The 24091-nt window shown below is 72.3% G+C and carries 23 protein-coding genes; 17 read left to right on the top strand and 6 right to left on the bottom strand.

All coding sequences use genetic code 11. The features are described from left to right. Positions 1-4 precede the first annotated feature (4 nt). From kdpC to OG389_RS20135, 6 genes are all read left to right on the top strand, one after another. Positions 5-643, top strand: a complete 639-nt coding sequence (kdpC, locus tag OG389_RS20160) for a potassium-transporting ATPase subunit KdpC (protein ID WP_328299861.1) — start codon at positions 5-7, stop codon at positions 641-643. 116 nt (positions 644-759) lie between these two features. After that, positions 760-1704 carry an SMP-30/gluconolactonase/LRE family protein gene (locus OG389_RS20155; RefSeq protein ID WP_328299860.1) on the top strand — a complete coding sequence of 315 codons (945 nt, stop codon included), beginning with the start codon at positions 760-762 and terminating at the stop codon, positions 1702-1704. A gap of 51 nt (positions 1705-1755) precedes the next feature. Continuing rightward, positions 1756-2322 (top strand): GNAT family N-acetyltransferase, encoded by a 567-nt coding sequence (locus tag OG389_RS20150; RefSeq protein WP_328299859.1) that lies wholly within the window; start codon positions 1756-1758, stop codon positions 2320-2322. A gap of 612 nt (positions 2323-2934) precedes the next feature. Beyond that, complete coding sequence (locus tag OG389_RS20145) at positions 2935-3576, top strand: class F sortase (protein WP_328299858.1); 642 nt, start codon at positions 2935-2937, stop codon at positions 3574-3576. A gap of 135 nt (positions 3577-3711) precedes the next feature. Continuing rightward, complete coding sequence (locus tag OG389_RS20140; RefSeq protein WP_328299857.1) at positions 3712-4086, top strand: hypothetical protein; 375 nt, start codon at positions 3712-3714, stop codon at positions 4084-4086. 121 nt (positions 4087-4207) lie between these two features. Continuing rightward, positions 4208-4378 (top strand): hypothetical protein, encoded by a 171-nt coding sequence (locus OG389_RS20135; RefSeq protein ID WP_328299856.1) that lies wholly within the window; start codon positions 4208-4210, stop codon positions 4376-4378. Positions 4379-4624: 246 nt separating this feature from the next. On the opposite strand, the gene OG389_RS20130 is transcribed toward OG389_RS20135, so the two are convergent. From OG389_RS20130 to OG389_RS20120, 3 genes are all read right to left on the bottom strand, one after another. Continuing rightward, positions 4625-5032, bottom strand: a complete 408-nt coding sequence (locus OG389_RS20130) for a hypothetical protein (RefSeq protein ID WP_328299855.1) — start codon at positions 5030-5032, stop codon at positions 4625-4627. A gap of 83 nt (positions 5033-5115) precedes the next feature. Next, on the bottom strand, positions 5116-5523 hold the full coding sequence (locus OG389_RS20125; RefSeq protein WP_328299854.1) for a RidA family protein: 408 nt from the start codon (positions 5521-5523) through the stop codon (positions 5116-5118). Positions 5524-5589: 66 nt separating this feature from the next. After that, complete coding sequence (locus tag OG389_RS20120; RefSeq protein ID WP_328303937.1) at positions 5590-6060, bottom strand: RrF2 family transcriptional regulator; 471 nt, start codon at positions 6058-6060, stop codon at positions 5590-5592. Positions 6061-6172: 112 nt separating this feature from the next. Between OG389_RS20120 and OG389_RS20115 the strand changes: the two genes are divergently transcribed. From OG389_RS20115 to OG389_RS20100, 4 genes are all read left to right on the top strand, one after another. Continuing rightward, complete coding sequence (locus tag OG389_RS20115; protein WP_328299853.1) at positions 6173-7000, top strand: hypothetical protein; 828 nt, start codon at positions 6173-6175, stop codon at positions 6998-7000. An 81-nt stretch (positions 7001-7081) separates the two neighbouring features. Beyond that, the gene (locus tag OG389_RS20110) at positions 7082-9100 is read left to right on the top strand and encodes an FUSC family protein (protein ID WP_328299852.1); all 2019 of its coding nucleotides are present in this window, start codon (positions 7082-7084) and stop codon (positions 9098-9100) included. A 100-nt stretch (positions 9101-9200) separates the two neighbouring features. After that, complete coding sequence (locus OG389_RS20105) at positions 9201-9914, top strand: hypothetical protein (RefSeq protein ID WP_328299851.1); 714 nt, start codon at positions 9201-9203, stop codon at positions 9912-9914. Positions 9915-9928: 14 nt separating this feature from the next. Further along, positions 9929-11185, top strand: a complete 1257-nt coding sequence (locus tag OG389_RS20100; RefSeq protein ID WP_328303935.1) for a sensor histidine kinase — start codon at positions 9929-9931, stop codon at positions 11183-11185. Positions 11186-11261: 76 nt separating this feature from the next. Here OG389_RS20100 and OG389_RS20095 read toward each other — a convergent pair whose 3' ends face one another. Next, positions 11262-13364, bottom strand: a complete 2103-nt coding sequence (locus tag OG389_RS20095; protein ID WP_328299850.1) for a PhoX family protein — start codon at positions 13362-13364, stop codon at positions 11262-11264. A 292-nt stretch (positions 13365-13656) separates the two neighbouring features. Here OG389_RS20095 and OG389_RS20090 point away from each other — a divergent pair, with 292 nt between their 5' ends. Further along, entirely contained in the window at positions 13657-15090 is a 1434-nt protein-coding gene (locus OG389_RS20090) for a VWA domain-containing protein (RefSeq protein ID WP_328299849.1), read from the top strand. 66 nt (positions 15091-15156) lie between these two features. On the opposite strand, the gene aspS is transcribed toward OG389_RS20090, so the two are convergent. Then, positions 15157-16962 (bottom strand): aspartate--tRNA ligase, encoded by a 1806-nt coding sequence (aspS, locus tag OG389_RS20085; protein WP_328299848.1) that lies wholly within the window; start codon positions 16960-16962, stop codon positions 15157-15159. Between the two features lie 149 nt (positions 16963-17111). Here aspS and OG389_RS20080 point away from each other — a divergent pair, with 149 nt between their 5' ends. Both OG389_RS20080 and OG389_RS20075 read left to right on the top strand, forming a co-directional pair. After that, positions 17112-19313 carry a SpoIIE family protein phosphatase gene (locus tag OG389_RS20080; RefSeq protein ID WP_328299847.1) on the top strand — a complete coding sequence of 734 codons (2202 nt, stop codon included), beginning with the start codon at positions 17112-17114 and terminating at the stop codon, positions 19311-19313. Between the two features lie 39 nt (positions 19314-19352). Then, positions 19353-20429, top strand: a complete 1077-nt coding sequence (locus OG389_RS20075; RefSeq protein ID WP_328299846.1) for an AI-2E family transporter — start codon at positions 19353-19355, stop codon at positions 20427-20429. Here OG389_RS20075 and OG389_RS20070 read toward each other — a convergent pair. Continuing rightward, on the bottom strand, positions 20419-20808 hold the full coding sequence (locus tag OG389_RS20070) for a Ser-Thr-rich GPI-anchored membrane family protein (RefSeq protein ID WP_328299845.1): 390 nt from the start codon (positions 20806-20808) through the stop codon (positions 20419-20421). The two genes, OG389_RS20075 and OG389_RS20070, sit on opposite strands and share 11 nt — an antisense overlap. Before the next feature lie 490 nt (positions 20809-21298). On the opposite strand from OG389_RS20070, the gene OG389_RS20065 reads away from it, so the two are divergent. From OG389_RS20065 to OG389_RS20050, 4 genes are all read left to right on the top strand, one after another. Further along, on the top strand, positions 21299-21733 hold the full coding sequence (locus tag OG389_RS20065) for a hypothetical protein (protein WP_328299844.1): 435 nt from the start codon (positions 21299-21301) through the stop codon (positions 21731-21733). A 92-nt stretch (positions 21734-21825) separates the two neighbouring features. Continuing rightward, complete coding sequence (locus OG389_RS20060) at positions 21826-22113, top strand: hypothetical protein (protein ID WP_328299843.1); 288 nt, start codon at positions 21826-21828, stop codon at positions 22111-22113. Between the two features lie 124 nt (positions 22114-22237). Continuing rightward, positions 22238-23164 carry an ABC transporter ATP-binding protein gene (locus OG389_RS20055; protein ID WP_328299842.1) on the top strand — a complete coding sequence of 309 codons (927 nt, stop codon included), beginning with the start codon at positions 22238-22240 and terminating at the stop codon, positions 23162-23164. Continuing rightward, positions 23161-24051 carry a hypothetical protein gene (locus OG389_RS20050; protein ID WP_328299841.1) on the top strand — a complete coding sequence of 297 codons (891 nt, stop codon included), beginning with the start codon at positions 23161-23163 and terminating at the stop codon, positions 24049-24051. Before OG389_RS20055 ends, OG389_RS20050 begins: the two co-directional genes overlap by 4 nt. Positions 24052-24091: the final 40 nt, after the last annotated feature.

Raw genomic sequence — 24091 nt, 5'->3', positions numbered from 1 at the left:
CGCCATGAACAACTCCGTAGGCAACACCGCCCGTCTCCTCGGCGCCGGCCTCCGTGCGCTCCTCGTCCTGACCGTGCTGTGCGGGGTCCTCTATCCGCTCGCGATCACCGGCATCGCCCAGGCCGCCTTCGGGCACGAGGCCAACGGCTCCGAGGTCGAGGACGCGAGCGGCAAAGTGGTCGGCTCCGCCCTGATCGGCCAGTCGTACGGGGACGACCCGCACTGGTTCCAGGGCCGCCCGGCGGCGGGGCTCGGCAGGAACACCGTCAACACCCAGTACGAGCTGCTGGTCTCCGGAGCCACCAACAAGGCGGCGGACAGCCCGGAGCTGCTGAAGGCGGTACGTGAGGCCAAGGCCAAGGTGCTGCTCGACAACACCGTCCCGGGCTACACCCCGCGCCCCTCGCAGATCCCGGCCGACGCGGTCACCTCCTCTGGCTCCGGCCTGGACCCGAACATCTCCCCGGCGTACGCGGAGCTCCAGACCGCCCGCGTCGCGGAACGCAACGGCCTCCCGGTGGCGACGGTCGCGAAGCTGGTGAAGGCCCACACGCAGGGGCGCACCCTCGGGTTCATGGGCGAGCCGCGCGTCAACGTGCTGGAACTGAACACGGCCCTGAAGGCCCTGGTGGGGAGAGAGTAGGGGGCCATGTGATCCACAACTCTCCGTTCGAGTTCTTCTTGCGAAAGCCATATGACATCTCGCAGGCTATCTATTGAGCCGAAGGAGCTTCGGTTAAAACGGGATGGGGGATCGTCATGACCAGCGGACAGCCGATGTACGAGAAGTTCGACGACCGTTTTCGCACCGGGAAGTGCATGAACGGGGACGACGGGCTGGAGGTGCTGTACACCGGATGCCGGTGGGCCGAGGGGCCGGTGTACGTGCCCGCCTGGCGGCAGCTGATCTGGAGCGACATCCCCAACGACCGGATGCTGCGGTGGGACGAGGAGACCGGCGCCGTCGCCGTCTTCCGGCGCGGTGCCGGGCACACCAACGGCAACACCCTCGACCGGCAGGGGCGGCTGGTCACCTGCGAGCAGGGCAACCGGCGGGTGACCCGGACCGAGCACGACGGCACCGTCACGGTGCTGGCCGACCGCTGGCAGGGCAAGCGGCTGAACAGCCCGAACGACGCCGCGGTCAAGTCCGACGGCTCGATCTGGTTCTCCGACCCGGACTTCGGCATCACCAGCGACTACGAGGGCTACGTCGCGCTGAGCGAGATCGGCGCCAACAACGTCTACCGCATCGATCCCGGCACCGGCGAAGTGCGCCTGGTGGCCGACTGCTTCGAAGCACCGAACGGCCTCGTCTTCTCCGCCGACGAACAGCAGCTCTTCGTCTCCGACACCCGCGCCGGCTTCATCCGGGTCTTCGACGTGCGCGACGACGGCACGCTGTCGGACGGCAAGGTCTTCGCGGAGGCCGGAGCCGGCGGTGCCCGCTTCGACAACCTCCGCTTCGACAACGGCGGCCGGCTGTGGGCGGCCGCGATGGGCGACGGAGTGCACTGCTACGACCCGGACGGCACCCTGCTCGGGCGGCTCAACGTCCCCGAATCGGTGTCCAACATCGCCTGGGGCGGAGCCAAGCGCAACCGGCTCTTCATCACCGCCGAGACCAGCCTCTACTCGGTGGTCATGGGCGTCACCGGCACCCACCCGACCGGTCCGGGACGCAGGCCCTGGCTGGACGCGTAGGCCCGGAGGATTCCCGGTGCGGGCGACGGCCGCCCCTGGCAGAATCCGCGCATGAACGCCAGTACGCGTGAACCCCGGCTCCGCGTCCGCGAGATGACCGGGACCGACATCGACGCCGTCTCCGCCGTGCGCGTGGCCGGATGGCGGCACGCCTACGCCGGCCTGATGCCGCAGTCGTACCTCGACCGGCTCAGCCCCACCGAGGACGCCGAGCGCCGGCGCGCGTCCTTCCACGGCACGCCCCACGCCGGTGCGAACGCGGCCGGTACGCCGACCAACCTCGTGGCCGAGGCCCCCGACGGGTCGGTCGTCGGTTGGGCGGCGTACGGACCGGTGCAGGGCGAGGAGGCCGGGGAGGCCCTGCCCGGTGAGGGTGAGCTGTACGCCCTGTACGCGCGGCCCGATCTCATCGGTACCGGCATCGGGCGGGCCCTCATGGACGAGGTCCTGCGGCGGGGCGTCTTCCCCGGACTGCGCCTGTGGGTGGTCGAGGGCAACACCCTGGCCCGGCGCTTCTACGAGCGGGCCGGTTTCCACGCCGACGGCGCGGCCGCCGCCTACGAGGTGGACGGAGTCTCCGTACCTGAGGTCCGCTACCGGCGCGCCGCCACGCACTGAGCGGCGGGCTGAGAGGCGATCGCGGCGGCGGCGAGGCCCGTCCGTGCCGTCCGCAGGCTACGCCGCTGCCTGGGCGAGGCGGTCTGCCGCGCCTCCTGCACCGCCCTCCCGGACCCGGGTCTCGCCCCGGGCCCCCACGCCGGCCGCCGGAGCGAAGGCGGTCCGTTGCCGGCCGCGGCGCGTGGTGGACGGCCCGGACACCGGGGCCGACCCGCCCCCGGAGCCGGTCGGAACACAGCGGGGTCCCATGGCCAGGGCATATGCGTGGGGATCATTCATGATCCAAGGACAAACCGTCCGGTGCGCCTCCGCAACTCACGCGGACGGTCCGTCACGTCGTCCCGTTCGACGGGTTTCCGCATGTGGCAGAACGCGCCGCCGACCCGACACGCCCAAGACCCGGCCCTGGCGCCCTCACCCGTTCGGGCGCACGCCTCCCACAACCGGTCCGCCCCCGGCCCACCCGCCGCGAACTGCGAAGACGCCCCCCACAGGGGTTGCCCGGACGATGACGCGCCGTCAACTCGTCGTGTTACGCGCGGTGCCGGGGGCCGGAGAGAGGTCCACTGCTCTCAGGACCCGGCCGCCCGAGCCGGACCAGGAGGGATTCCCATGCCCCGCGCCAAGTGGGTGGTCGGCGTACTGACGGTGACTCTGCTGTGCACCGGCCTGGGGGTGTTGCGCACCACCGAAGGCGGCCGTCCGGCAGCGCCGACCGCCGGCGACGCCCTGCCCTCACGGGTACTCGGGCTGTCCGGCCCGCGCCGGCTGGCCCGGCAGCTGGAGCACTCCGGCGGCCACACCACCGGCAAGGGCGCCCGCGGGCCCGTGCGGTCGGGGATCACGCCGCTGACCGCGGCGCGGCCGCTCCGGCTGGTCATCCCGAGCCTGGATGTGGACGTACCGCTGGCGGGCACGGCCTCGCCCGGCGCGTCGGACGGCGGGGCGGGCCGTACGGACGCCAGGCCCGGGGACGCGGCCGACGCCGTCTGGGACTCCGCCGGCCCGGCCCCGGGCTCGCCCGGCACCGCCGTGGTCTCCGGGGACCTGCCCCGGCTCACCGAGGTCCGGCGCGGACAGACGATCGAGGTGCCGCGCGCGGACCGGCGTACGGCCGTGTTCACCGTGTACCGGGTCTCCCCCACCGGGGTCTCCGGACGCCCGGAGCCGTCCGGCCGGGCCCGGCTCCGGCTGATCAGCGGTGAGACGGCCGTCCTGGCCCGCCTCACCGGCCACCGCCGCGCCCCGCGCTGACCGGGGCCGGCGCTCTTCGGAACGGACACCCCCCTCGGCCACCTGTCAGCCGTGGGGGGTGTCTTCGTCCCCCGGTCGGGGGAATGCTGCCGTCCCGGTGGGGAGTTGGCCCGCGTGTCGGGGCACACCCTCCGCATGAGCGGGACACGGCGGGTGCTGACGGCACGGAGCAGGGCCCTGAGGGCGTCCCTGACGGTGCTCTGCGTCGTGCTGCTGTGCGTGTTCGGCGCCGGCCCGTCCGGACCGTCCCTCGCGACGGCCGAGGGCTCCCGCTCCGCCCCCGCCGCCCCGGCGGAGCCCACCGAGGGACCGGCCGATCCGGCTGGTGACCCCGAAGTGCGTCTGGCGGTACGGGTGCCCGCGCGCGGGATCCCCGGCGTTGGGGACCTGCGGCGGCCGGTGTTTCACGTGAAACACCCCGGGTCCGGGGAGCCCGCCCCACGCGCGGCGGGGGCGAGCACCACTGCGGCGCCCCTGCGTGCGCTACGGAGTGTGGTCCTGCGCTGCTGAGCGGGCCGAGAGGCCGAGCAGCAGCAACGCGCCCAGCGGACCCGGTGAGCCCCGATGACCTCGGTGGACCCGGTGAACCGGCGCGCCTCCCCCCACACCCCGAACACCGTGAGGTTCCGCCATGCCCTTCGACCCGTACCTGGTCCTGAACGCCATGCTCCGCGCCGAGGCGTCCCGCTTCTCCCCGTCGACCCCCTCGACCGCGCCCGTCCGCCGGACACCGGACACCGACTCCGAGCCGGCCAGGACCGCCGAGCCCCGGACCGCGGAGGGTCCGGCCGAACAGGCCTGACCGGCCTGGCCTGGCCTGGCCGAACACAGGGCTGGCCGACACGGGCTGAGCCTTTGAAGGCACAGGCATGAGGAGGCACCGGTTCCCGCGCCCTCGGCAACGGAGAGTGGTCACGTGAGGTTCGACCACGGAGCACGGGAACCGGTGCCTCCCCCAGTCTCATTCACCCGCCCACCCGCTCACCTCGGTCCTTCGTCCGCATGTGCCCGGCCGAAAGTACCTGGCCGGCCCGGCCGGAGCGCCCGCTCAGGCGCGACGCGCGTGGTACCGGTAGAACGCCGCCAGGCCGACGCCCGCGCCGACCAGCAGGCCCAGACCCGAACTCTTCAGGATGGATTCGTCGGCCAGGCTGTACAGGTAGCCGAAGGCGACGCCGCCGAAGATTCCGTAGGCCGCCGCGTGCGGCTCCTGCTGGAGCCTGGGTCCGATCCGGGCCAGAGCCATCAGGCAGGCGGCGAAGACCGCGCCGCAGAGGATCCCGTAGAAGACGTTCCCCGCGTCGACGGGCCCCATCTGACGCTTCATGAAGGCGGCGTAGACGCCGTAGACGAGTCCCATGAGCAGGGGGCGCGCGAGGGTGGCCCTGCTCGTGTGCGTCGTACCGGCCGCCGTCCGCTCGTGCCGCCCGGGGGCGGTGGGTGCCACATGTGCCATGACGGGCTCCTCTCTCCCATCATCCAGGGCACACCCGCCACCCCCGACCGGCAACTGGATCATTCGCCGGGGCGCCCGGCGGATCACTCCGCGGTGGCCGCCCGCACCGCCACCGCGTCGATCTCGAAGAGCATGTCCGGCAGGGCCAGGGCGGCCACCCCGATCAGCGTCTGGGCGGGCAGTGCGGTGCCCCACGCGGCGTGCAGGTGCTTGAGCAGGACCTCCAGCTTCCGCTGGTCGTGCCCCACGACGTACGTGCCGATGCGGACGACGTCGTCAAGACCCAGGCCCACTGCCTCCAGGGCGGTGCGGAGGTTGGCGAAGGCCTGCCCGACCTGGGCGTCGAACGCGTCGGAGACGACGTGTCCGGTCCCGTCCGAGCCGTACTGGCCGGCTATGAAGACCTGCTCCCCGGGCGCGGTGACGATGTGGCTGTAGCCGTAGCCGGTGGGGTCGTGGAGTTCTGCCGGGTTGGTGATGCTGCGCGTCATTCCAAGCTCCTGAGTCAGTTGTCCAAAGGCTGTGGATGTCCGGGCCCCGGCCCGGCCCCGGACCGCTCAGCGCGTGGCGAGCCACGTGCGGAGCCGCTCGGGGGCCCGGGGGGCCTGCCGTTCGGCCTGCTGCCGGATCTCGTCGAGGTTCTGGCCGGCCAGTGCGCGGCGCCAGGCCAGTTCGGCCCGGCCCATCGCCTGCGCGATGGCGCAGTCGGCCGCCGGCGGCTCCTCGCCGCCACCGGGACCCTGCTGCCTGATCTCCGCACACCGGAAGGCCTCGTCCGGCCCCTCGACGGCGGCGACCACGTCCATGAGCGAGATGGCGTCGAGCGGCCGCGCGAGCCGGAAGCCGCCCCGCGGACCGGGGGTGGAGGTGACGATCCCCGCCCGGACCAGGGCCTGGAGCTGCTTGTTCAGGTAGGCGGCCGGCAGTTCGTGCCAGGCCGCCAGCCGCGCGGCCGACACCGCCCGGTCCGGACCGGCCCAGGCCAGGTTGAGGCAGCTGTGCAGGGCCCATTCGACACCCTCACTCATCTTCATAATCTGGATATTAGATATCCAGATTGATTCACGCAAGGGCGACATGTGCCACCCACCCGCAGCAATCCCGCTCGCGCCGCACGTCCGCCCGCCGTTCCCTGGTGACGTGCGGAACTTCCTCTCGGCGGTACTCATCGCGCTCGTGACCCTCCTGGTGCCCGCGAGCGCCGTCGCGTACTGGGCCGACCGCGAGCTCGGCAACGCCGACCGGTACACCGAGGCCATGTCCCCGCTCGCATCGGACCCCGCCGTGCAGAACGTGGTCGTCACCCAGGCCGGCCACGCCCTCTCCGGCCAGATCGACGCCGGCCCCTTCCAGGGTGGAGTCGACACCCTCCTCGGCGAGGCCCTGCACTCCTTCGTCGGCACCCCGGCCTACCGCACCGCCTGGGACGCCGCGAACCACGCCGCCCACGGCGCCTTCCTCGAGGCGCTCACCACCGGCCACGGCAACGCCGTGACCATCGACCTCGCGCCCGTGATCGCGCAGGTCAAGAACGATCTGGTCGACAACGGGGTGCCGCTCGCCGACCGCATCCCGGTCACCCACCTCTCGGTGAAGGTCATGGAGTACGACAACCTCGGCGCGCTCCGGAAGGGCTTCCGCATGCTGCAGATCGCCGGGGTCTGGCTCCCCGTGCTCACCGTGGTGCTGGCCGCGACGGCCGTCGCGGTGGCCGTCCGCCGTCGCCGTGCCGTCCTGGCCACCGGGCTGGGACTGGCCGCCGGGGCCCTGCTGCTGTGGCTGGCCGTGGTCCTGTGCCGCCATCTCACCCTGGCCGACCTGCCGGCCGACATCGACCGGGCGGCCGCCGAAGCGGTGTACGACGCGCTCACCGCGTTCCTGCGGACCACCGTCTGGGTGGTGCTGGCCGTCGGGCTCGCCGCCGCGCTGGCCGCCTGGCTGACGGGCCGATTGCGTCGCACCCCATAAGCTCGGAAGGTACGGATTCGCGCTCAAATCCGCGGAACAGCACAGAAGAACCGATTCGCGAGCGGCGGCACGGAAGCGGGAATGAGTACCGAACGCACCGAAGGCATATCGTCCGGGCCGTCCCGGCACATCCAGGGGCGAACCCGTCCGCCGGCCCCGCCCGGCTGGCTGCTGAAGGGGCTGCGGCCCAGCACCGCGCCGATCCCCTGGGCCGCCGTCCTGCGTGCGGGCATCGCCATGGCCCTCCCGCTGGCGGTCGGCTTCGCACTCGACGAGCCCGAGTACGGTGCGCTCGTCTCCATGGGCGCCCTGTCCGGGGTCATCGGCGACACCGCCGACGCCTACCGGATGCGCGTCCTGAACATCGCCGTGCCCCAGTTCTTCGGCGCCGTCGGCGTCGCACTGGGCACCCTGGTCTTCGGGCAGGGCTGGCTCACGGTCGCCGTCCTCACCGCGATCGCCCTGGTCTCCGGCATGATCTCCTCGATCGGCACCGTGGCCTCCGTCTCCGGGCTGATGCTGCTGCTGTACTCCGTGGTCGGCGCCGGCCTGCCGATGCCCCAGCCCTGGTGGACGGCTCCGCTGCTGCTGAGCGCGGGCGGACTGTTCGTCCTGGCCCTGTCCCTGCTCGGCTGGCCGCTGCGCGGCCGGCAGCCCGAGCGCTCCGCGGTCGCCGCCGCCTACCGGGCGGTGGCCGACAGCCTGGAGACCGCGGGCGGGCCGGGATACGCGTACGAGGAGCGCCGCCACCAGGTCACCCAGGCCCTGAACGAGGCCTACGACCTCGTGCTGGGCCGCCGGGCCCGGGTGCACGGACGCAGCCCCTCGCTCGTGCGGCTGCTGGCCCAGCTGAACGTGCTGATCCCGCTGGTCGAGGCCGCGCCCGCCGCGAACCTGCTCGGCCGACCCCTCTCCCCCGTGATCCCGGCGGCCGTACGGGAACTGGCGGCCGCCGTCGAGGACGGCCGCACGGGAACCCCCGTACTGGACCTGCCCCCACCGGGCAGTCAGTCCGAGCGGGCCCTGGACGCGGCCCTGCGGCACGCGGCGACCATCGTGCTGCTGGCCGAGCCGGACCCCTACAACGTCGACGACCGGCTCGGCCGGCCCTCCGCCCTGGGGGTCCGGGCCCGCCGGGCGGTACGCGACATGATGTTCTCCGAGGCCTCGTGGCGGTACGGGCTGCGGCTCGCGCTCTGCATCGGACTGGCGCAGGCCCTCGTGTCGGTGGTGGAGATCGAGCGGTCCTACTGGGTCGCGCTGACCGTCACCTTCGTCCTCAAGCCCGACTTCGGCTCGGTGTTCTCCCGGGCCGTGCTGCGCGCGCTGGGCACCGCCGTCGGGCTGGTCATCGCCGCCGCCGTGCTCTCCGAGGTGCCGCGCGGCTGGTGGGACGTACCGGTGATGGTGGTCCTCGCCGCGCTGATCCCGGCCTTCTCCGTCCGCGGCTACGCCTTCCAGACCGCGGCGATCACCCCGGTGATCCTTCTCCTCTCCGACCTGCTCAACCACCAGGGCTTCGACCTGATCCGGCCCCGGCTCCTGGACAGCCTGATCGGCTGCGCCATCACCCTGGTCGCGGGCTACCTCATGTGGCCCGAGAGCTGGCGGACCCGGATCGGCGACCGGCTCGCCGACACGGTGGAGGACGCCGCCCGGTACGTGGAGCGGGCCTTCGGCCCCCTCCCCGACACGGAGGAGGGCCTGCGCGCGGCCCGCACCGCACGGCTCCAGGCCCGCCGCCGGATCTACCGGGACCTGTCGGGCGTGCGCAGCGAGTTCCAGCGGGCGCTGACCGAGCCGCCGCCGACCGGTGAACGGGCCGCCGCGTGGTGGCCGCTGGTCGTCGCCGTGGAGCGGATCGTCGATGCGACGACGGCGGCCCGGGTCCGGGTCAACCACGGCGCCGAACCCCCGGACCAGCCGGAGGTCACATCGATCGCCGAGGACCTCCGCGCCCTGGCCCACGGTGTACGCCACGCCGACTCCCCGTCCCAGCTCCACCCCCCGAAACCCCTCGCACCCGAACTCCCCTCGGTCCTCTCCCCGGTCCGCCAGGAACTGACAGCGGCCCGCGCCATCGCACGACCAAACCCCTGACCCGGCACCCGCCCGCCGCGCCCGGCGGCGCCGCACCCCCCCGTCCCCCCAATGGCCCCGCCCCCGGGCCCACCCGGCGGAGCCAGGGGAGCATCGGGGTATGGCCCTCCTCCGGCTCAGCCGGCCCATCCTCCTCGCGGCAGCCCTGGCGGCGGCCACGGGGTGCGCCGACGTGGAGGGCCTGCGGGACGACGGCGACCTCGGCACCGCGCACGCCCCCCGGAGCCTGTGGAAGGACATCCGCCCCGAACCCCCGGGCCCCGGCCAGCAGCCCGGCACCGCCACCGCCGTCCCGGGCCTCGCCAAGGTCCCCGACCTGTCCATGCGGAGCGTGAACGCGCTGGCGGTGGTCCGCGCCGACATCACGGCCGCCACCGCCGCGGACAACGGCACCGGACGGCTCGTCGACCCGCGGGCGATCCAGCGGCTCGCGCTCTGTACACAGGCTGTGGACGGCGGCCCACAGTGCCCCGTACGGCCCGCCGTGTTCGCCGATGTGACCGGCAACGGCCGGGACGAGCTGATCACCGCCCTGGACATCGACGGCCGGGTCAGCGAATTGCGTGTCTACACCGTCCAGGACGACGGCACGATCGCCCGCGTCCTGTCCCGGCGCGGGGTGCTGGAGGGCGTGGAGGTGGCCGCCGAACACCTCGCGGTGCGCGAGCCGACCTCGAACCCGAAGAAGGTCTCCATCTCCGACTACGTGTGGGACCCGGAAGCCGGGATCCTCAACCTCTCCCAGCTCACCCTCGACGAATGCCCCGGCACGGGGGACGGCTCCACCCGCTGCCCGGGCCCGAGCAGCGGGTGAGCGGCCGGGAAACGATGCGGATGTCGAGCAGCCTGCGCTGGAAGATCGCCATGACCACTACGGCGGTGTGCTGCGCCGTCGCGGCGGCGCTCGGCATCCTTGTGCACAACGTGGTCGCCCACCAGCTCCTCGGGGAGGTCCGCAAGGACGTGGACCGGGAGCTGGACTACGCCCTGAGCCAGTACGAGTACGGCACCGCGCACGCGGGCGGGAGCACCGCGCTGGACCCGCCCGGGCTGCCGGATCCGCTGCGCCGGCTGGTCGCGCGCGGACTGACGGGCAGCATGGTCGGCACCCAGGACGGCAAGCCCGTCATGTGGGCCGCCGGACCCGCCGACGGCAGGGCCCTCGCCGTCTGGATCCCCTACGGGAGCACCCGCGACCGGCTCCGGGAGATCGACACCGCGATCCTCGTGTCCGCGGTGCTCGCCGCCGGAGTGGTGGCCCTGGCCGGTCTCTTCCTCGCCGACCGCATCAGCCGCCGGCTCTCCACCACGGCCGCCGTGGCCCGCCGGATCAGCGCCGGGGACCTCGACGCGCGCGTCGGCTTCCCCTCGGACGGACCGGGCCCGGGCCCGCGCTCCCGCGACGAGGTCCGGGACGTGGCGCACGCGCTCGACTCCATGGCGGCATCGCTGCAGGGCCGGCTGGAGGCGGAGAAGAGGTTCACGGCGGACGTGGCGCACGAGTTGCGCACCCCGCTCACGGGCTCACTGGCCGCGGCGGCGCTGCTGCCCGAGGGCCGACCCAAGGAAATGATCAACGACCGGCTGAAGGCCCTGCACCTGCTCACCGAGGACCTGCTGGAGATCTCCCGGCTGGACTCGGGCGTCGAACGGGCCGACCTGGCCCGGGTCGAGCTCGGACGGGCGGTGGAACGGGCCGTGGCGAGCACCCGGCTGATCGTCTCGGTACGGATCGAGCGGGACGCGGTGGTGCTCACCGACCGGCGCCGCCTGGACCGGATCCTCGCCAACCTGCTGGTCAACGCCGACAAGCACGGGCAGCCGCCGCTCGAGGTGAACGTCACGGGCCCGCTGGTGACCGTACGCGACCACGGGCCGGGCTACCCGGCCGAGCTGATCGAACGGGGCCCGCAGCGCTTCCGCACCGGAGATCCGGGACGCGGCCGCGGCCACGGGTTGGGCCTGACCATCGTGGCCGGACAGGCGGCGGTGCTGGACATCACGCTGGGCTTCGCCAACGCCCCGGACGGGGGCGCCGTGACCACGCTCCAGCTACCGGTGGGGCGTCTGCCGGACGGGAGTTGAGCGGCGCGGTGGATGTTTCACGTGAAACATCCACCGCGCCGCCCCGTCAACTCACCTCGGCTCGGCCGATGTCGACTCAGACGCCGATGTTCTTGCCGTCCTTGCGCCAGACGGAGACGACCGCCGGACGGACGATCTTGCCGGGACCGTCGGGCCACACCGACTGCGGCTTCTCTACGGACGCGCCGTCGATCTCGCCCGGGTGCTGGACGGAGACCAGGACGCGCTTGTCCTGGACCAGCGGGCCACAGGTCTCGGCGCCGCGCGGGACGGTCAGGAACTGCTTCAGCTCACCACGGCGCTCACCGGCGGTCGCGACGCCGAACAGGCCGTCGTGGGAGCCGAGCTGGTTGCCGTCCGTGGAGATCCACAGGTTGCCGTGCGGGTCGAAGGTCACGTTGTCCGGGCAGGAGATCGGGCTGACCTTGTCCTTCGGGAAGCCCGCGAAGAAGGTAGCCGGGTCGTTCGGGTCGCCCGCGACGAGGAAGAGGCGCCAGGCGAACCCGTCGCCGGCCGGGTCGTCGAAGTTCTCGGCGAGCTCCAGGATCTGGCCGTGCTTGTTCAGGTTGCGCGGGTTGGCCTCGGTGGCGCCTTCCTTGCCGGGCTTGCCGCGGTCGGTGTTGTTCGTCAGGACCACGTAGACGCGGCCGGTGCGCGGGGAGGGCTCGATGTCCTCGGGGCGGTCCATCTTGGTCGCGCCGACCTTGTCGCCCGCCTCGCGCGTGAAGACCGCCACCTCTTCGGCGGTCATGCCCTCGACGTGCGAGACGTTGCCGGAGGGGGAGGAGGTGAGGAGCTTGATCCACACGCCGGAGCCGTCGTACTGGCCGTCGGAGGGAAGCTTGCCGGTGCCGTCGATCTCGGCGGCCGGGGAGTCGCCGGTCAGCTTGGCGACGTAGAGGGTGCCCTCGTCGAGCAGCGTGAGGTTGTGCTCCTTCGCCGCGCGGGAGTCGCCCTTCTTCATCTGCTTCGACGAGACGAACTTGTAGAAGTAGTCGAAGCGCTCGTCGTCGCCCATGTAGACGACCGGACGGCCGTCCTCGGTGAGGCGGGGCTGGGCGCCCTCGTGCTTGAAGCGGCCGAGCGCGGTGCGCTTGCGCGGGGTGGAGTTCGGGTCGTACGGGTCCAGCTCGACGACCCAGCCGAAGCGGTGCGACTCGTTGGGCTCCTGCAGGACGTCGAAGCGCTTGTCGAACCGCTCCCACTTGCGCTCGGTGGCACCGGCGGTCACGCCGTAGCGCTTCAGGCGGGCGGCCTCCGTGGCGTCGGCGACCTGGCCGGCGTTGGCGAAGTACTGGTTGAAGTTCTCCTCGCCGTGCAGCGTGGTGCCCCACGGGGTGGTGCCGCCGGAGCAGTTGTTCAGCGTGCCCAGCACCTTGGTGCCGGTGGCGTCGACCGAGGTCTTCACCAGGTCGGAGCCGGCGGCCGGACCGGTCAGCTTGAACACGCTGGTCGCGGTGAGGCGGCGGTTGAGCTGGTGGCGGTTGACCGAGGTCAGCTTGCCGCTGCGGTGGTCCTCCTGGACCACGACGACACCGAGGCCGTGCGCGGCCCAGGCGATCTCGACCTGCTCGCGGGTCGGGTTGGCCGGGTCGTAGCCCTTGAACATGAGGTTCTCGTCGGTGTACTCGTGGTTGGCCACGAGCAGCTGCTGGCGCTCGTAGCCGCCGCCGAGCGGGAGAAGGCTCAGGAAGTCGTTGTTGTACCCGAACTGACCGGCCTGGGCGGCGGCGGTCTGCTTGTCGGAGTTGAAGGCGGGCGCGCCCTTGACGATCGGGTCGCCCCAGCGGATGACCACGTTCTGCTCGTGGCCCTCGGGGATCGAGACCTGGTCGGCGGTGTTCGGCGCCACGGCCTTGAAGCGCAGGCCCCGGGCGCCGTCGGTGCTGCCACCCACGCCGCCCGCGGTCCGGGCGTCGGCGGTGGGGTCCGCGCTGGCGGAGGAGCCGTTGCCGCTGAGGGTGAGGGCGGTACCGGCGGCCGAGGCGACCGTGACGACGGCGGCCGAGCGGAGCATCGAGCGGCGGGAGTAGGCGCGGGCTATGACGTCGCCGACGTACTCGTTGTCGCTGGTGTTCGGCACCTCGTGGAAGCAGGCGTCACCGCAGCGGTAGCGGCAGGTGAGAGCGGAACGGCCGCCCCCGTGAGAGGTGCCGATGAGCGGCAGGAGCTTGCGCACGAGTGTCCTCCGTAGATGCACGGTCCCCGACAACGTGTCGGAACAATCCGTCGGTGACGCTATGCCCGGGTTGCGCCGAAACGGCGGCGGCCGGATGAACGGCCGGTGAATCCGGCACGTCGGGGCGGGAGTTCGGGTGCGGAACGGGTGTGTTTGGGCAGTGGGCGCCACGAAAGGCGACCCTGCCGAAGTTCCAGCCAAGGGGCCGATAACCTTACGTGTCCACTCTGGGCAGGGATCTACCGCGCAGCACGGACAAATGACGCACGCACTCATGCGAAAGGCCTGGCCCATGGGTATTCGGAGCTTGTTGCGCAAGGTGTTCGGACGGACCGCTGAACCGGTTCCGGAGACGACCGGCGCCCCTTCGGCGTCCCTTCCGAGCCAGACCGAACGCACTCCACTGGACGCGGCGGCCGAACTGGTCGCGGCTTCCTTCGACAACCCCACCGTTCCTCCTCAGTCCGCTCCCCGGGACCGCGAACCGGGTACCGTCCTCACGGCCCCGGCACCGGCCCCCGCCCCGGACCCCACGGTCCCGGAGGCCCGCCGGTCCCCTGCCGGGGGCTCTTCCGCCCTTCCCCCGGCACCGGCCCCGGCCGCGCCGGAAGCTCCCGCCGCCGCACCGGAACCGGCCCGGTCCGAGGGAGTCGCCGCCGAGGCGCAGCCGGCCAAGGCCGAAGCCGAAGCGCCGGCACCGGAGGCGGAGGCGGAGGCGGAGGCCGAACCCGCCGCCGAGGCCACGCCCGATGCGGAGCCGCTGGCTGTCGCCGCCGAGACCGAAGCCGAAACCGAGGCACTCGCACCCGAGGCGGCGCCGCTGACCGTCACCGCTGACGCCGACGTTGCCGAGCCGCAGGCCGAACCGGCCACCGCGGCCGAGCCGGAGGCCGAGGCGGCCGCCGAGCCACTCCCGATCGCCGCCGAGGCGGAGCCGGCCGAGGCCGAGGCCGAAGCAGTCGCCCCCGAGGCGGAGCTGGAAGCCGAGCCGCTCGCGGCTGCCGCAGCCGCGCCGGAGGTGGCGGAGGCGGAGCCCCTGGCCGTTGCCGCCGACGCGGAGGTCGGAGCGCCCGCGCTCTCCCTCGCCGCCCTCAAGCGGCAAGCGCCCCCGCTCGCGGCCCCGTACAAGGCCGCCGGTCAGGTGCTGCGTGCCAAGGCGAAGGCCGGAGCACGCGCCACGGTGTACCTCGTCCTCGACCGGTCGGGGTCGATGCGCCCGTTCTACAAGGACGGCAGCGCCCAGTACCTCGCCGACCACGCCCTGGCGCTCGCCGCGCACCTCGACGAGAACGCCACCGTGCACACGGTGTTCTTCTCCACCGAGGTGGACGGCACCGCCGACCTGGCCCTCGACGCGTACGACGAGGCCTGGGTCGAGGCCCGGCACGCGGAGCTCGGCCGGATGGGCCGCACCAGCTACCACGTCGCCGTGGAGGCGGTCGTGGAGCGCTACCAGAAGGACGGCGGCGAGGGCCCGGCCCTGGTCGTCTTCCAGACCGACGGCGCCCCCGACAACCGGCAGCCCGCCAGGGCCGCCCTGGCCGAGGCGGGCGTCACCGCCCCCGGCATCCACTGGCAGTTCGTGGCCTTCGGCGAGACCGATGCCAAGGCCTTCGACTTCCTGCGCAAGCTGGACGCCGACAACGCCGGCTTCTTCCACGCCGGCCCCGCCCCCACCGAACTGACCTCGGCCGCCCTCCTGAAGGGCCTCCTGGAGAAGTTCTAGACCCCTTGAACCACGAGGAAGGGCCCGGGATCCGTACGGATCCCGGGCCCTTCCTCGTACGACGGCCTACTGGTGCGGCTTGACCGACTTCTCGACCGGCTCGGTGGTCTTGGTCTCCACCGGCTTGCGCAGCGCGATGTTCAGCTCGCGCAGGCGGGACTCCTCCAGGACGGTGGGCGCGCCCATCATCAGGTCCTGCGCGTTGCCGTTGAGCGGGAAGGCGATGGTCTCGCGGATGTTCGGCTCGTCGGCCAGCAGCATGACGATGCGGTCGACGCCCGGGGCGATGCCACCGTGCGGCGGGGCGCCGAGGCGGAACGCGCGGAGCATGCCCGCGAATTCGCGCTCGACCGTCTCGGCCTCGTAGCCGGCGATCTCGAAGGCCTTCAGCATGACCTCGGGCTCGTGGTTGCGGATGGCGCCGGAGGACAGCTCGATGCCGTTGCAGACGATGTCGTACTGCCACGCCAGGATGTCGAGCGGGTCCTTCTCCTCCAGGTCCTTCATACCGCCCTGCGGCATGGAGAACGGGTTGTGGGAGAAGTCGATCTTGCCGGTCTCCTCGTCGGCCTCGTACATCGGGAAGTCGACGATCCAGCAGAACCGGAAGACGTCCTCCTCGAACTGTCCGGCGCGCTTGGAGGCCTCGACGCGGACGCCCGCCATGATCTTGGAGACCTCGGCGAACTCGCCCGCACTGAAGAACACGGCGTGACCGGCGGCCAGGCCCAGACGGTCGGTGAGGACCTTGACGTTCTCCTCGGTGAGGAACTTGGCGATCGGGCCGGTCAGGCCACCGTCCTCGCCCACGCGGACCCAGGCCAGGCCCTTGGCACCCAGCGAGATCGCGTACTCGCCGAGGCCGTCGAAGAACTTGCGCGGCTGGGCGGCGGTGTCCGGGACGGCCAGCGCGCGCACGTGCTTGCCGGCGAACGCCTTGAACTCCGAGCCCTCGAACACGTCGGTGATGTCGACGAGCTCCAGCTTGGAACGCAGGTCGGGCTTGTCATTGCCGTACTTCAGCATCGACTCGCGGAACGGGATCCGCGGGAACGGCGAGGTGACCTCGCGGCCCTTGCCGAACTCGGTGAAGATCTCCGTCATCAGCCGCTCGATCGGCTGGAAGACGTCCTCCTGCTCGACGAAGGACATCTCGACGTCGAGCTGGTAGAACTCGCCCGGCGAACGGTCGGCGCGGGCGTCCTCGTCGCGGAAGCAGGGCGCGATCTGGAAGTACCGGTCGAAGCCGGAGATCATCAGCAGCTGCTTGAACTGCTGCGGCGCCTGCGGGAGCGCGTAGAACTTGCCCGGGTTCAGGCGGGACGGGACCACGAAGTCACGGGCGCCCTCGGGGGAGGTCGCGGTGAGGATCGGCGTCGCCATCTCGTTGAAGCCGAGGGCCACCATCTTGGAGCGGATCGAGGCGATGACCGCCGAGCGCAGCATGATGTTGCGGTGCATGCGCTCGCGGCGCAGGTCGAGGAAGCGGTACTCCAGGCGCCGCTCCTCGTTCACACCGTCGTCGGTGTTGATGGTGAAGGGCAGCGGGGCAGCGGCGCCGAGCACCTCGACCGCGGTGACCTCGACCTCGATGTCGCCGGTGGCGAGCTCGGGGTTCACGTTGTCCGCGCCGCGGGAGACGACCTTGCCGTCGATGCGGACGACGGTCTCCTTGGTGACGCTGCTGAGCGCCTCGTTCGCGGCGGTGCCGGGACGGGCGACGAGCTGCGTGATGCCGTAGTGGTCACGCAGATCGATGAAGAGGATGCCGCCCAGGTCTCGACGATTGTGCAGCCAGCCGCTCAGCCGGACGTCGGAGGCGACGTCGGAGGCACGAAGCTCGCCGCACGTGTGGGACCTGTACCGATGCATCAGTCATCCAGTTCTACGTGATACCAGGGTGGATTCAACCGTCCCAAGGTTACCGTCCGGGGCGGGGGCCCGTGCGGGCGTGCCGCGAGGGTGCCCGTACAGGGGTGGTGAACAGGCACCACGGCCGTATGACCTGTAAAGATGACCAAGTGCGCACAGAGGACGTCCTGGCCGCCATCGCGACCGGTTTGTGGCGATGGGACAACGCCTCCGGGACGGTCACCCTCGACGGTGAGGCCGCCCGGCTGCTCGGGCTGCCCGCCGAGCCCGTCGCGCTGCCCGAGGTCGCCGTGCGCTCACGCTTCCACCCGGTGGACTGGAACGAGATCAACGGCATCGTGAACCTGGCGGTCGCCGAGGGCACCCTCGCCGAGGCCCGGCTGCGGATCATGGACGAGGACGGGCGGGTCCTGCGCACCGTACGGAGCCGTTCGAAGCCGCTGGAGAACCGGAGCCCGGACGGCCGCGTCGACTACGAGCTGATCGGCACCATCCAGGAGATAGCCGAGGCCCAGCCCGGCACCACGGCCGTGCACACCCCGATCACAGGCGACTGGCGCCGCTCGCGCGAGGCGTTCCTGCTCGACGCGGGGCGGGCGCTGGCCGAGGCCCGCTCCACGGCCGAGGTCCTGCGGGTGGCGGCCTCGCTGTCCATGCCCGGGTTCATCCCCGACGGGCTGGCCGTCTTCGGCGTGTCCGGCGACCGGCTGTCGATCATCGGGCACCACGGGCACAGTCCCGGCGACGAGGGCCCCTTCGCGGACATGCCGCTGCGGACCGACTATCCGGCCGCGGAGGTCGTCCGTACCGGGCGGGCGATCTACCTTCCGAGCCCCGAGGACTACAAACGACGCTTTCCGGCCACCTGGCCGCTCGCCCAGCGCTTCGGCCGGATCTCCTGGGCCTTCCTGCCGCTGATCGTCGCCGGGCGCACGATGGGCGCCTGGATGGCCGCCTTCAAGCACCCGGTGTCCTTCTCCCCCGACGAGCGCTCCGTCCTGACCACGGTGGCCCGGATGCTCGCGCAGGCACTCCAGCGCGCCGGAGTGGCCGAATCCGAGCGGGAGCTCACCACCGGACTCCAGCGGTCGATGATGCCCCAGCTGGGCCCCGAGATCCCCGGTATGACGATCGCCGCGCGCTACGTGCCGACCGGTGGCGGGCTCCAGGTCGGCGGCGACTGGTACGACATGATCCCGCTGCCGTCGGGACGGTTCGCGCTGGTCATCGGCGACGTCCAGGGCCACGACGTACGGGCGGCCGGGCTCATGGGCCAGCTGCGGATCGCGGTGCGCGCGTACGCCTCCGAGGGGCACCGGCCCGACGCGGTGCTCTCGCGCGCCTCGCGCTTCCTGGCGGGGCTGTGCTCCGAGCAGGACACGGCCACCGCCGCCGAGGAGGACCCCGACTTCCAGAGCCCGCGCTTCGCGACCTGCCTGTACGTGGAGTGCGATCCGCGGACCGGCCTGCTGGAGGTGGCCCGCGCCGGGCACCCCGACCCGGCGATCCGGATGACGGACGGCACGGTGCTGACGCGCCCCACGGCGGGCGGGCTGCCGCTCGGCATCGTCCCGGACACCGACTACCCGACGACCCGGTTCACCCTGGAACCGGGCGAGACGATGATGCTGTGCACCGACGGGCTCATCGAGACGGGCGGGCACGACCTCGACACGGGCTGGGCACGGCTGCGGGCGATCCTGGAGTCCCAGACGCACGACCCCGAGGACGGGGAGGCCCCGCACCTGGAGCCCCGGCACCTCGAAAGACTGGCCGACCTGCTGGTCCAGGCGGTGCACGGCCCCTCCTCGCACCACACCACGGGCCCGCTGGCCGACCGGCGCGAGGACGACATCGCCGTGGTGCTGCTCTGCCGGGAGGGCGCGGGCTGCGGCTGCACGTCGCCGCTGCTGCACCCGTCGCACCCGTCGCACCCGGCCAGGCGCACCATGACCACGGTGGCCCAGGCGGAGCCGGAGCGGGTCGCCGGGGTGCGTCAGCAGGTCCGGGAGCTGCTGCACGACTGGGCGGACCCCGAGCAGGTGGACTCGGCGGTGCTGATGGTCTCCGAGATGGTGACGAACGTACTGGTCCACACCGACGGGGACGCGCTGCTGATGGCCGAGGCGGTGGGCGAGCTCGGCTCGCGCCGGCTGCGCGTGGAGGTCGCGGACGCCTCGGACGAGCTGCCCCACAAGCGGCATCCTGGGGAGATGGCTTCGAGCGGGCGGGGCGTCCTGCTGCTGGAGATGCTGGCGGACGACTGGGGCGTGGACCCGCGCGGCCAGGGCAAGTCCACCTGGTTCGCCCTGGACGAGCGTTCCAAACCCGAGCCCGACCCGCTGGACTGACCCCCGGGCGGCGGGCCGCGGCCGTGCTTGGATACAGCCGTGCCGACTCCCCTGCTGCCCGAGCCCGTGCGTCGACTCGCCGCCTGGTGCGCCGTCGTCCTCCTCGTCACCGCCGTGCTCGCCCTCGTCGTGTGGCTCTGCGCCGTCTTCCGGTCGGTCGTCACGCCCGTCCTGCTCGCCGTGCTCGGCACGGCCCTGCTCGGGCCGATGCACCGGCGGCTGGTCCGCATGAAGGTCAACCGCTCGCTCGCCGCGGCCCTCACCTGCCTCACGGTGGTCGCCGTGGTCGGCGGGGCCTCGTACGTCGTCGTCCTCGCGCTCATCGAGACGGGCGACCAGATCGTCGACGCCCTGCGGCGGGCCGGCGAGAGCCTCGCGGAGCACTTCGGGGCGCTCGGCACCTCCCTGGAGGACGTGGCCAAGAACTCCAAGGACCTGCTCGCCAAGTTCGGCGGATCGGCCGCCTCGGGCGTGGTGACCGGACTCAGCGTGGTCGGGACGATGATCGCCACCGCCCTGCTGGCCATGGTGCTGATCTTCTTCTTCCTCCGCGACTCCGACCGGGCCGTGGGCACGCTGCGCTCGATGGTGCCGAGCCGCTCGGGCGACCTGATGGAGGCGATGGGGCGGCGCGCCTACGGGGCCGTCGAGGGCTTCATGCGCGGGACCACCTTCGTGGCCCTGGTCGATGCCGTGCTGATCGGCGCGGGTCTGCTGATCCTGGACGTCCCGGGCGCCGTGGGCCTGGCCGCCCTGGTGTTCGTGACCGCCTACATCCCCTACCTCGGCGCCTTCCTGTCGGGCGCCGTGGCGGTCCTCGTCGCCCTCGCCGACCGGGGCTGGGTGACCGGCCTGTGGGCGCTGGGCCTGGTGCTGGCGGTCCAGATGATCGAGGGGTACGTGCTCCAGCCCATGGTGCAGAGCCGCACGGTGCAGATGCACCCGGCGGTGGTGATGCTGGCCATCACGGCCGGCGCGAGCGTCTCCGGGATCCTCGGCATGCTGCTCGCCGTGCCGCTGACCGCGGCCGTCTTCGGGGTGGTGTCCGAGCTGCGGACCCGGTACGCGACCGGGCCCGCGGAGCCCGCTGCCGGTGCGGGGCCGGTCAGGCCGTGACGGTGATCGGCTGGCTGTAGGCGTCCAGCATCCCCTGCGCGGAGGTGACCAGGACCCGGTAACTGCCCGGGGCGACCTCGGGCACGGTGACGGTGGCCCGGCGGTCGTTGGTCTCCACGCCCCCGGCCAGGACGGCCGCCGTACGGGCCTGTGTCCCCTCGATGGTGACGAGCTCGATGTCCACGACGTCGCCGGCCTGGCCCACGACCCACCACGTGACCGTCTGCTCGCTGCCGGGGTCCCAGACCTCGTCGGCCACGGGGGTCTGCACCAGGAGGTTGTCCGACTCCAGGAGGACCGCCACCTCCGGACGGTTGAGCCCCTGCAGGACCCGTCGGACGAGGGACTTGGGTGCGGAGGACCCGGGAGTGGACGACATGGCGCTCCTTGACACTGAGGCGAAGGCGAAGGCGGACGGTCCGTCCCAGGATCCCCCGCCCGGGCCGGGCTCTCCGTCCGCCACAAGTCCCCCGCCGACGGGACCTTGGTCCCGGCTGCCCCACTGAGCCGCACCGGAATGACCTGTTCACCTGACGGAAGTGAACAGCCGGTGAATCCCGCAGGTGCATTTTCAGCCAAAGGCGTATGCGGCGGACGCCACGTTTCCGCAGCCCACGAACACCCTTGCCGCGAACTCCGCATGCAAACTGGCCGATTCACGGTCGCCGAAGATCAATGGCTAGGTAAAGTACTGCCCATGTCCGGCTTTCGGGGAACCGAATGCCGGTCTTCGGAACGCCCTTTGACCGAGGGCGGACCGATGGAAACGTAATCGGGGGAAGAAGTCCGGGGGGACCTTTCGGTTTCCACGCCTGTTCGGGTTGCCCACATGGGCTTCCTCCCCCTTGCGACAACGCAAGGGAACTCACATGAAGCGCAACACCCTTCGAATGGCGGCCGTTTCGGCCGTCGCCGCCTTAGCCCTCGGCGGTGGGGCCGGTCTGGCCCAGGCCTCCGCGGCCCCGACGGCCTCCGTGGCCGCGTCCCAGTCCGCCCCGGCCATCCAGCGGGCCGAGGCGCAGCAGGCCGCGCGCGCCCTGCTGACGAGCTCGCTCGCCGACCGCCTCACGTCCGCCGAGCGCGCCGAGCTGACCGGCGTCGCCAACGGCGAGGCCTCGGCCGCCAGCAGGTGGAGCGCCATCCGTACGGCCTTCAGCAAGGTCGGCGGCTTCGCGAAGGCCATCGCCGGCAAGTACGGCGACTTCAAGAAGTGGTACGACGGCCTGTCCTGGTACGCCAAGCTGCCCCTCCAGGCAGTCACCCCCGGCCTGACGCTCCTCGACATCTACAACGCCCTCCACTGACCAAGCGGAGCGGGCCGGGTCCGCCCGGGGGAACCCTGGCGGACCCGGCCCGCTCCCGGCACCAGCAGAAGAACGAAGACGGAGCGTCCGGGATGACCGACACCACGTCCACCCACCAAGGGAATGCCCGCGCCGGTGGAGCCGCGTGGGCGCTGCCCCTGCTGGCGCTCGCCCCGGCGGCGGCCATCCGGCAGTTCACCGACCATTCCACCCCGTGGCTCGCCATTTCCTGGGCGTTCTGCGCACTGTCCGCAGCGCTCCTCGCGGCGGGCTGGGTGACAACACTCCGCCATGGAGTCCGAAGCGGCGGGGCGTGGATCATGTGCACGCTCTCCCACGTGGTTCTCGCAGCGCACATCATCCGGCTGGTCCGGAATTGAACCCGGAATTGAGACGGTCAATCGGAGGAAGAAACCCGCGGGTGACGACCTTTCGGTTTCCACGCCTGTTCAGGTCGCCCGTTACGGGTTTCCTCCCCCTTGCGATAACGCAGGGAGACCATACATGAACCACCGCCCCGCGAATACGGCGACCGTGGTCGAAGCGGAGGGCCTCGGCCGCTCCTTCGGCTCCAAGCGGGTCGTGCACGACGTCTCGCTGACCCTCCGCGCCGGCGAGGTGACCGGCTTCGTCGGCGCGAACGGCGCCGGCAAGTCCACCACGATCCAGTTGATGCTGGGCTTGCTGCACGGCGACGGCCGTACCCGCTACCTCGGCCGCCCCCTGTACGCGTGGGGTGCGCCCGGTACGGTCGTCGGCGCTGTCCTGGGCGGTGTCGCGGGCCACCCGAAGCACCGGGTACGGACCCACCTGCGCATGGTGGCCGCGGGCTCCGCCGTGCCCGACCGCCGCGTCGACGAACTCCTGGAGACCGTCGGCCTGACGGAGGCGGGCCGGCTGCGCCTGGAGCAGCTGTCGCTCGGCATGTCCCAGCGGGTCGCCATCGCGCAGGCCCTGCTGGGGGACCCGCCCGTACTGATCCTGGACGAGCCCGCGAACGGGCTCGACCCCCATTCGATCCGCTGGCTGCGGGAGTTCCTGCGCTCCCAGGCCGAACAGGGGCGGGCCGTCCTGGTGTCCAGCCACTTCCTCGGAGAGATGGAGCAACTGGCCGACCGGGTGGTCGTCCTGTCGCGCGGCCGGGTCGCGGCCTCCTCCCCGATGTCGGAGCTGCTGGCGCGCGCGGCCGACCGGCGAGTGGTGACCGTGGAGTCGCCGGACCTGCCGGGGCTGACCGCGCTCGTCGAAGCGCGGGGCGGCCGGCTCACAGCGACCGGCGGTCAGGGCGCGAGCATCACCGGCCTGGACCGGGTACGGATCGGCACCCTCGCCGCCGAGAACCGGCTGCCGCTGTACTGGCTGCACGAGGCGGGGCCGTCCCTGGAGGAGTTCTACCTGGGCATCGCTGAAGAGGAGTTCAAGATCTCGTGAGGCCATCAGCAGCGGAGACAGGGACGGCACCCGTACCGGTCGTTCCCCCGGCCGTAGCCCGCACCGAGGCCTTCCGGCGCGCCTGCCGCTACGAGTGGCGCCACCTGGCGGGGCTGCGCTCGACGTGGATCCTGCTGGGGGTCGTGGGGCTGCTGAGTCTGCTGACCGGCGTCACTTTCCTGTTCGACCTCGACGAGACCCGCCCCGTCGGCGCGGCCGCCCTGAGCGACGCGATCGCCTGGACCCCGCTGGCCACGCAGGTTCCCGCCCTGTGCTTCTTCGTCCTCGTCCTCGGTACCGGCCCGGTCTCCACCGATCTCGTGCGCGGGGCCGCCCGTACGACGTGGCTGGCCGTCAACGGACGGGGCACCGCCTATGCCGCCAAGTGCCTGGTCGGTTTCGCGATGGGGCTCGCGACGGCCGCCACCAGTGCCCTGCTGGGGGCCGCGTCCTGCTCCGTCGTCCTGGCCGTGGGCGGCGCGCCGCAGCCCGACTGGGCCGGTGTGGTCCTGCCCGCACTGCGCTTCAGCCTGTGGATGGGCTGCTGGGCGCTGCTCTGCCCGGCGCTCGTGTCCCTGATCCGCAGCCGGATCGTCCCGGTGCTGTTCCTGTGCACCTGGCCCCTGCTCGGCGAGCGCCTCGTGGGCGGGGCGGTGGGCTGGCTGCCGGGGCTGGACGGGGTGGGCGGGTGGTTGCCGTTCGCGGCCGGCCGGGCGATGCTGACCGACGTGTCCGCCTACCCGGCGGACGACCGGCCGTTCGCACGGGCACTGGTGGGTTCCCAGCTGTCCACGACGTCGGCGACGGCGATGTTCTGCCTGTACACCGCGCTGGTCGCGGCGGCGGGGTGCTGGGCGTACTGCCGCAGGGACGCCAAGCCGGGCTGACGCGCCCCGGCTCGCGACCCGCCTCGCGACCCGCCTCGGG

Source organism: Streptomyces sp. NBC_00435 (genome assembly GCF_036014235.1).
GTDB lineage: Bacteria > Actinomycetota > Actinomycetes > Streptomycetales > Streptomycetaceae > Streptomyces.
Note: the sequence above shows the minus strand (reverse complement) of the source record. Positions and strands in the feature narration are given on the sequence as shown.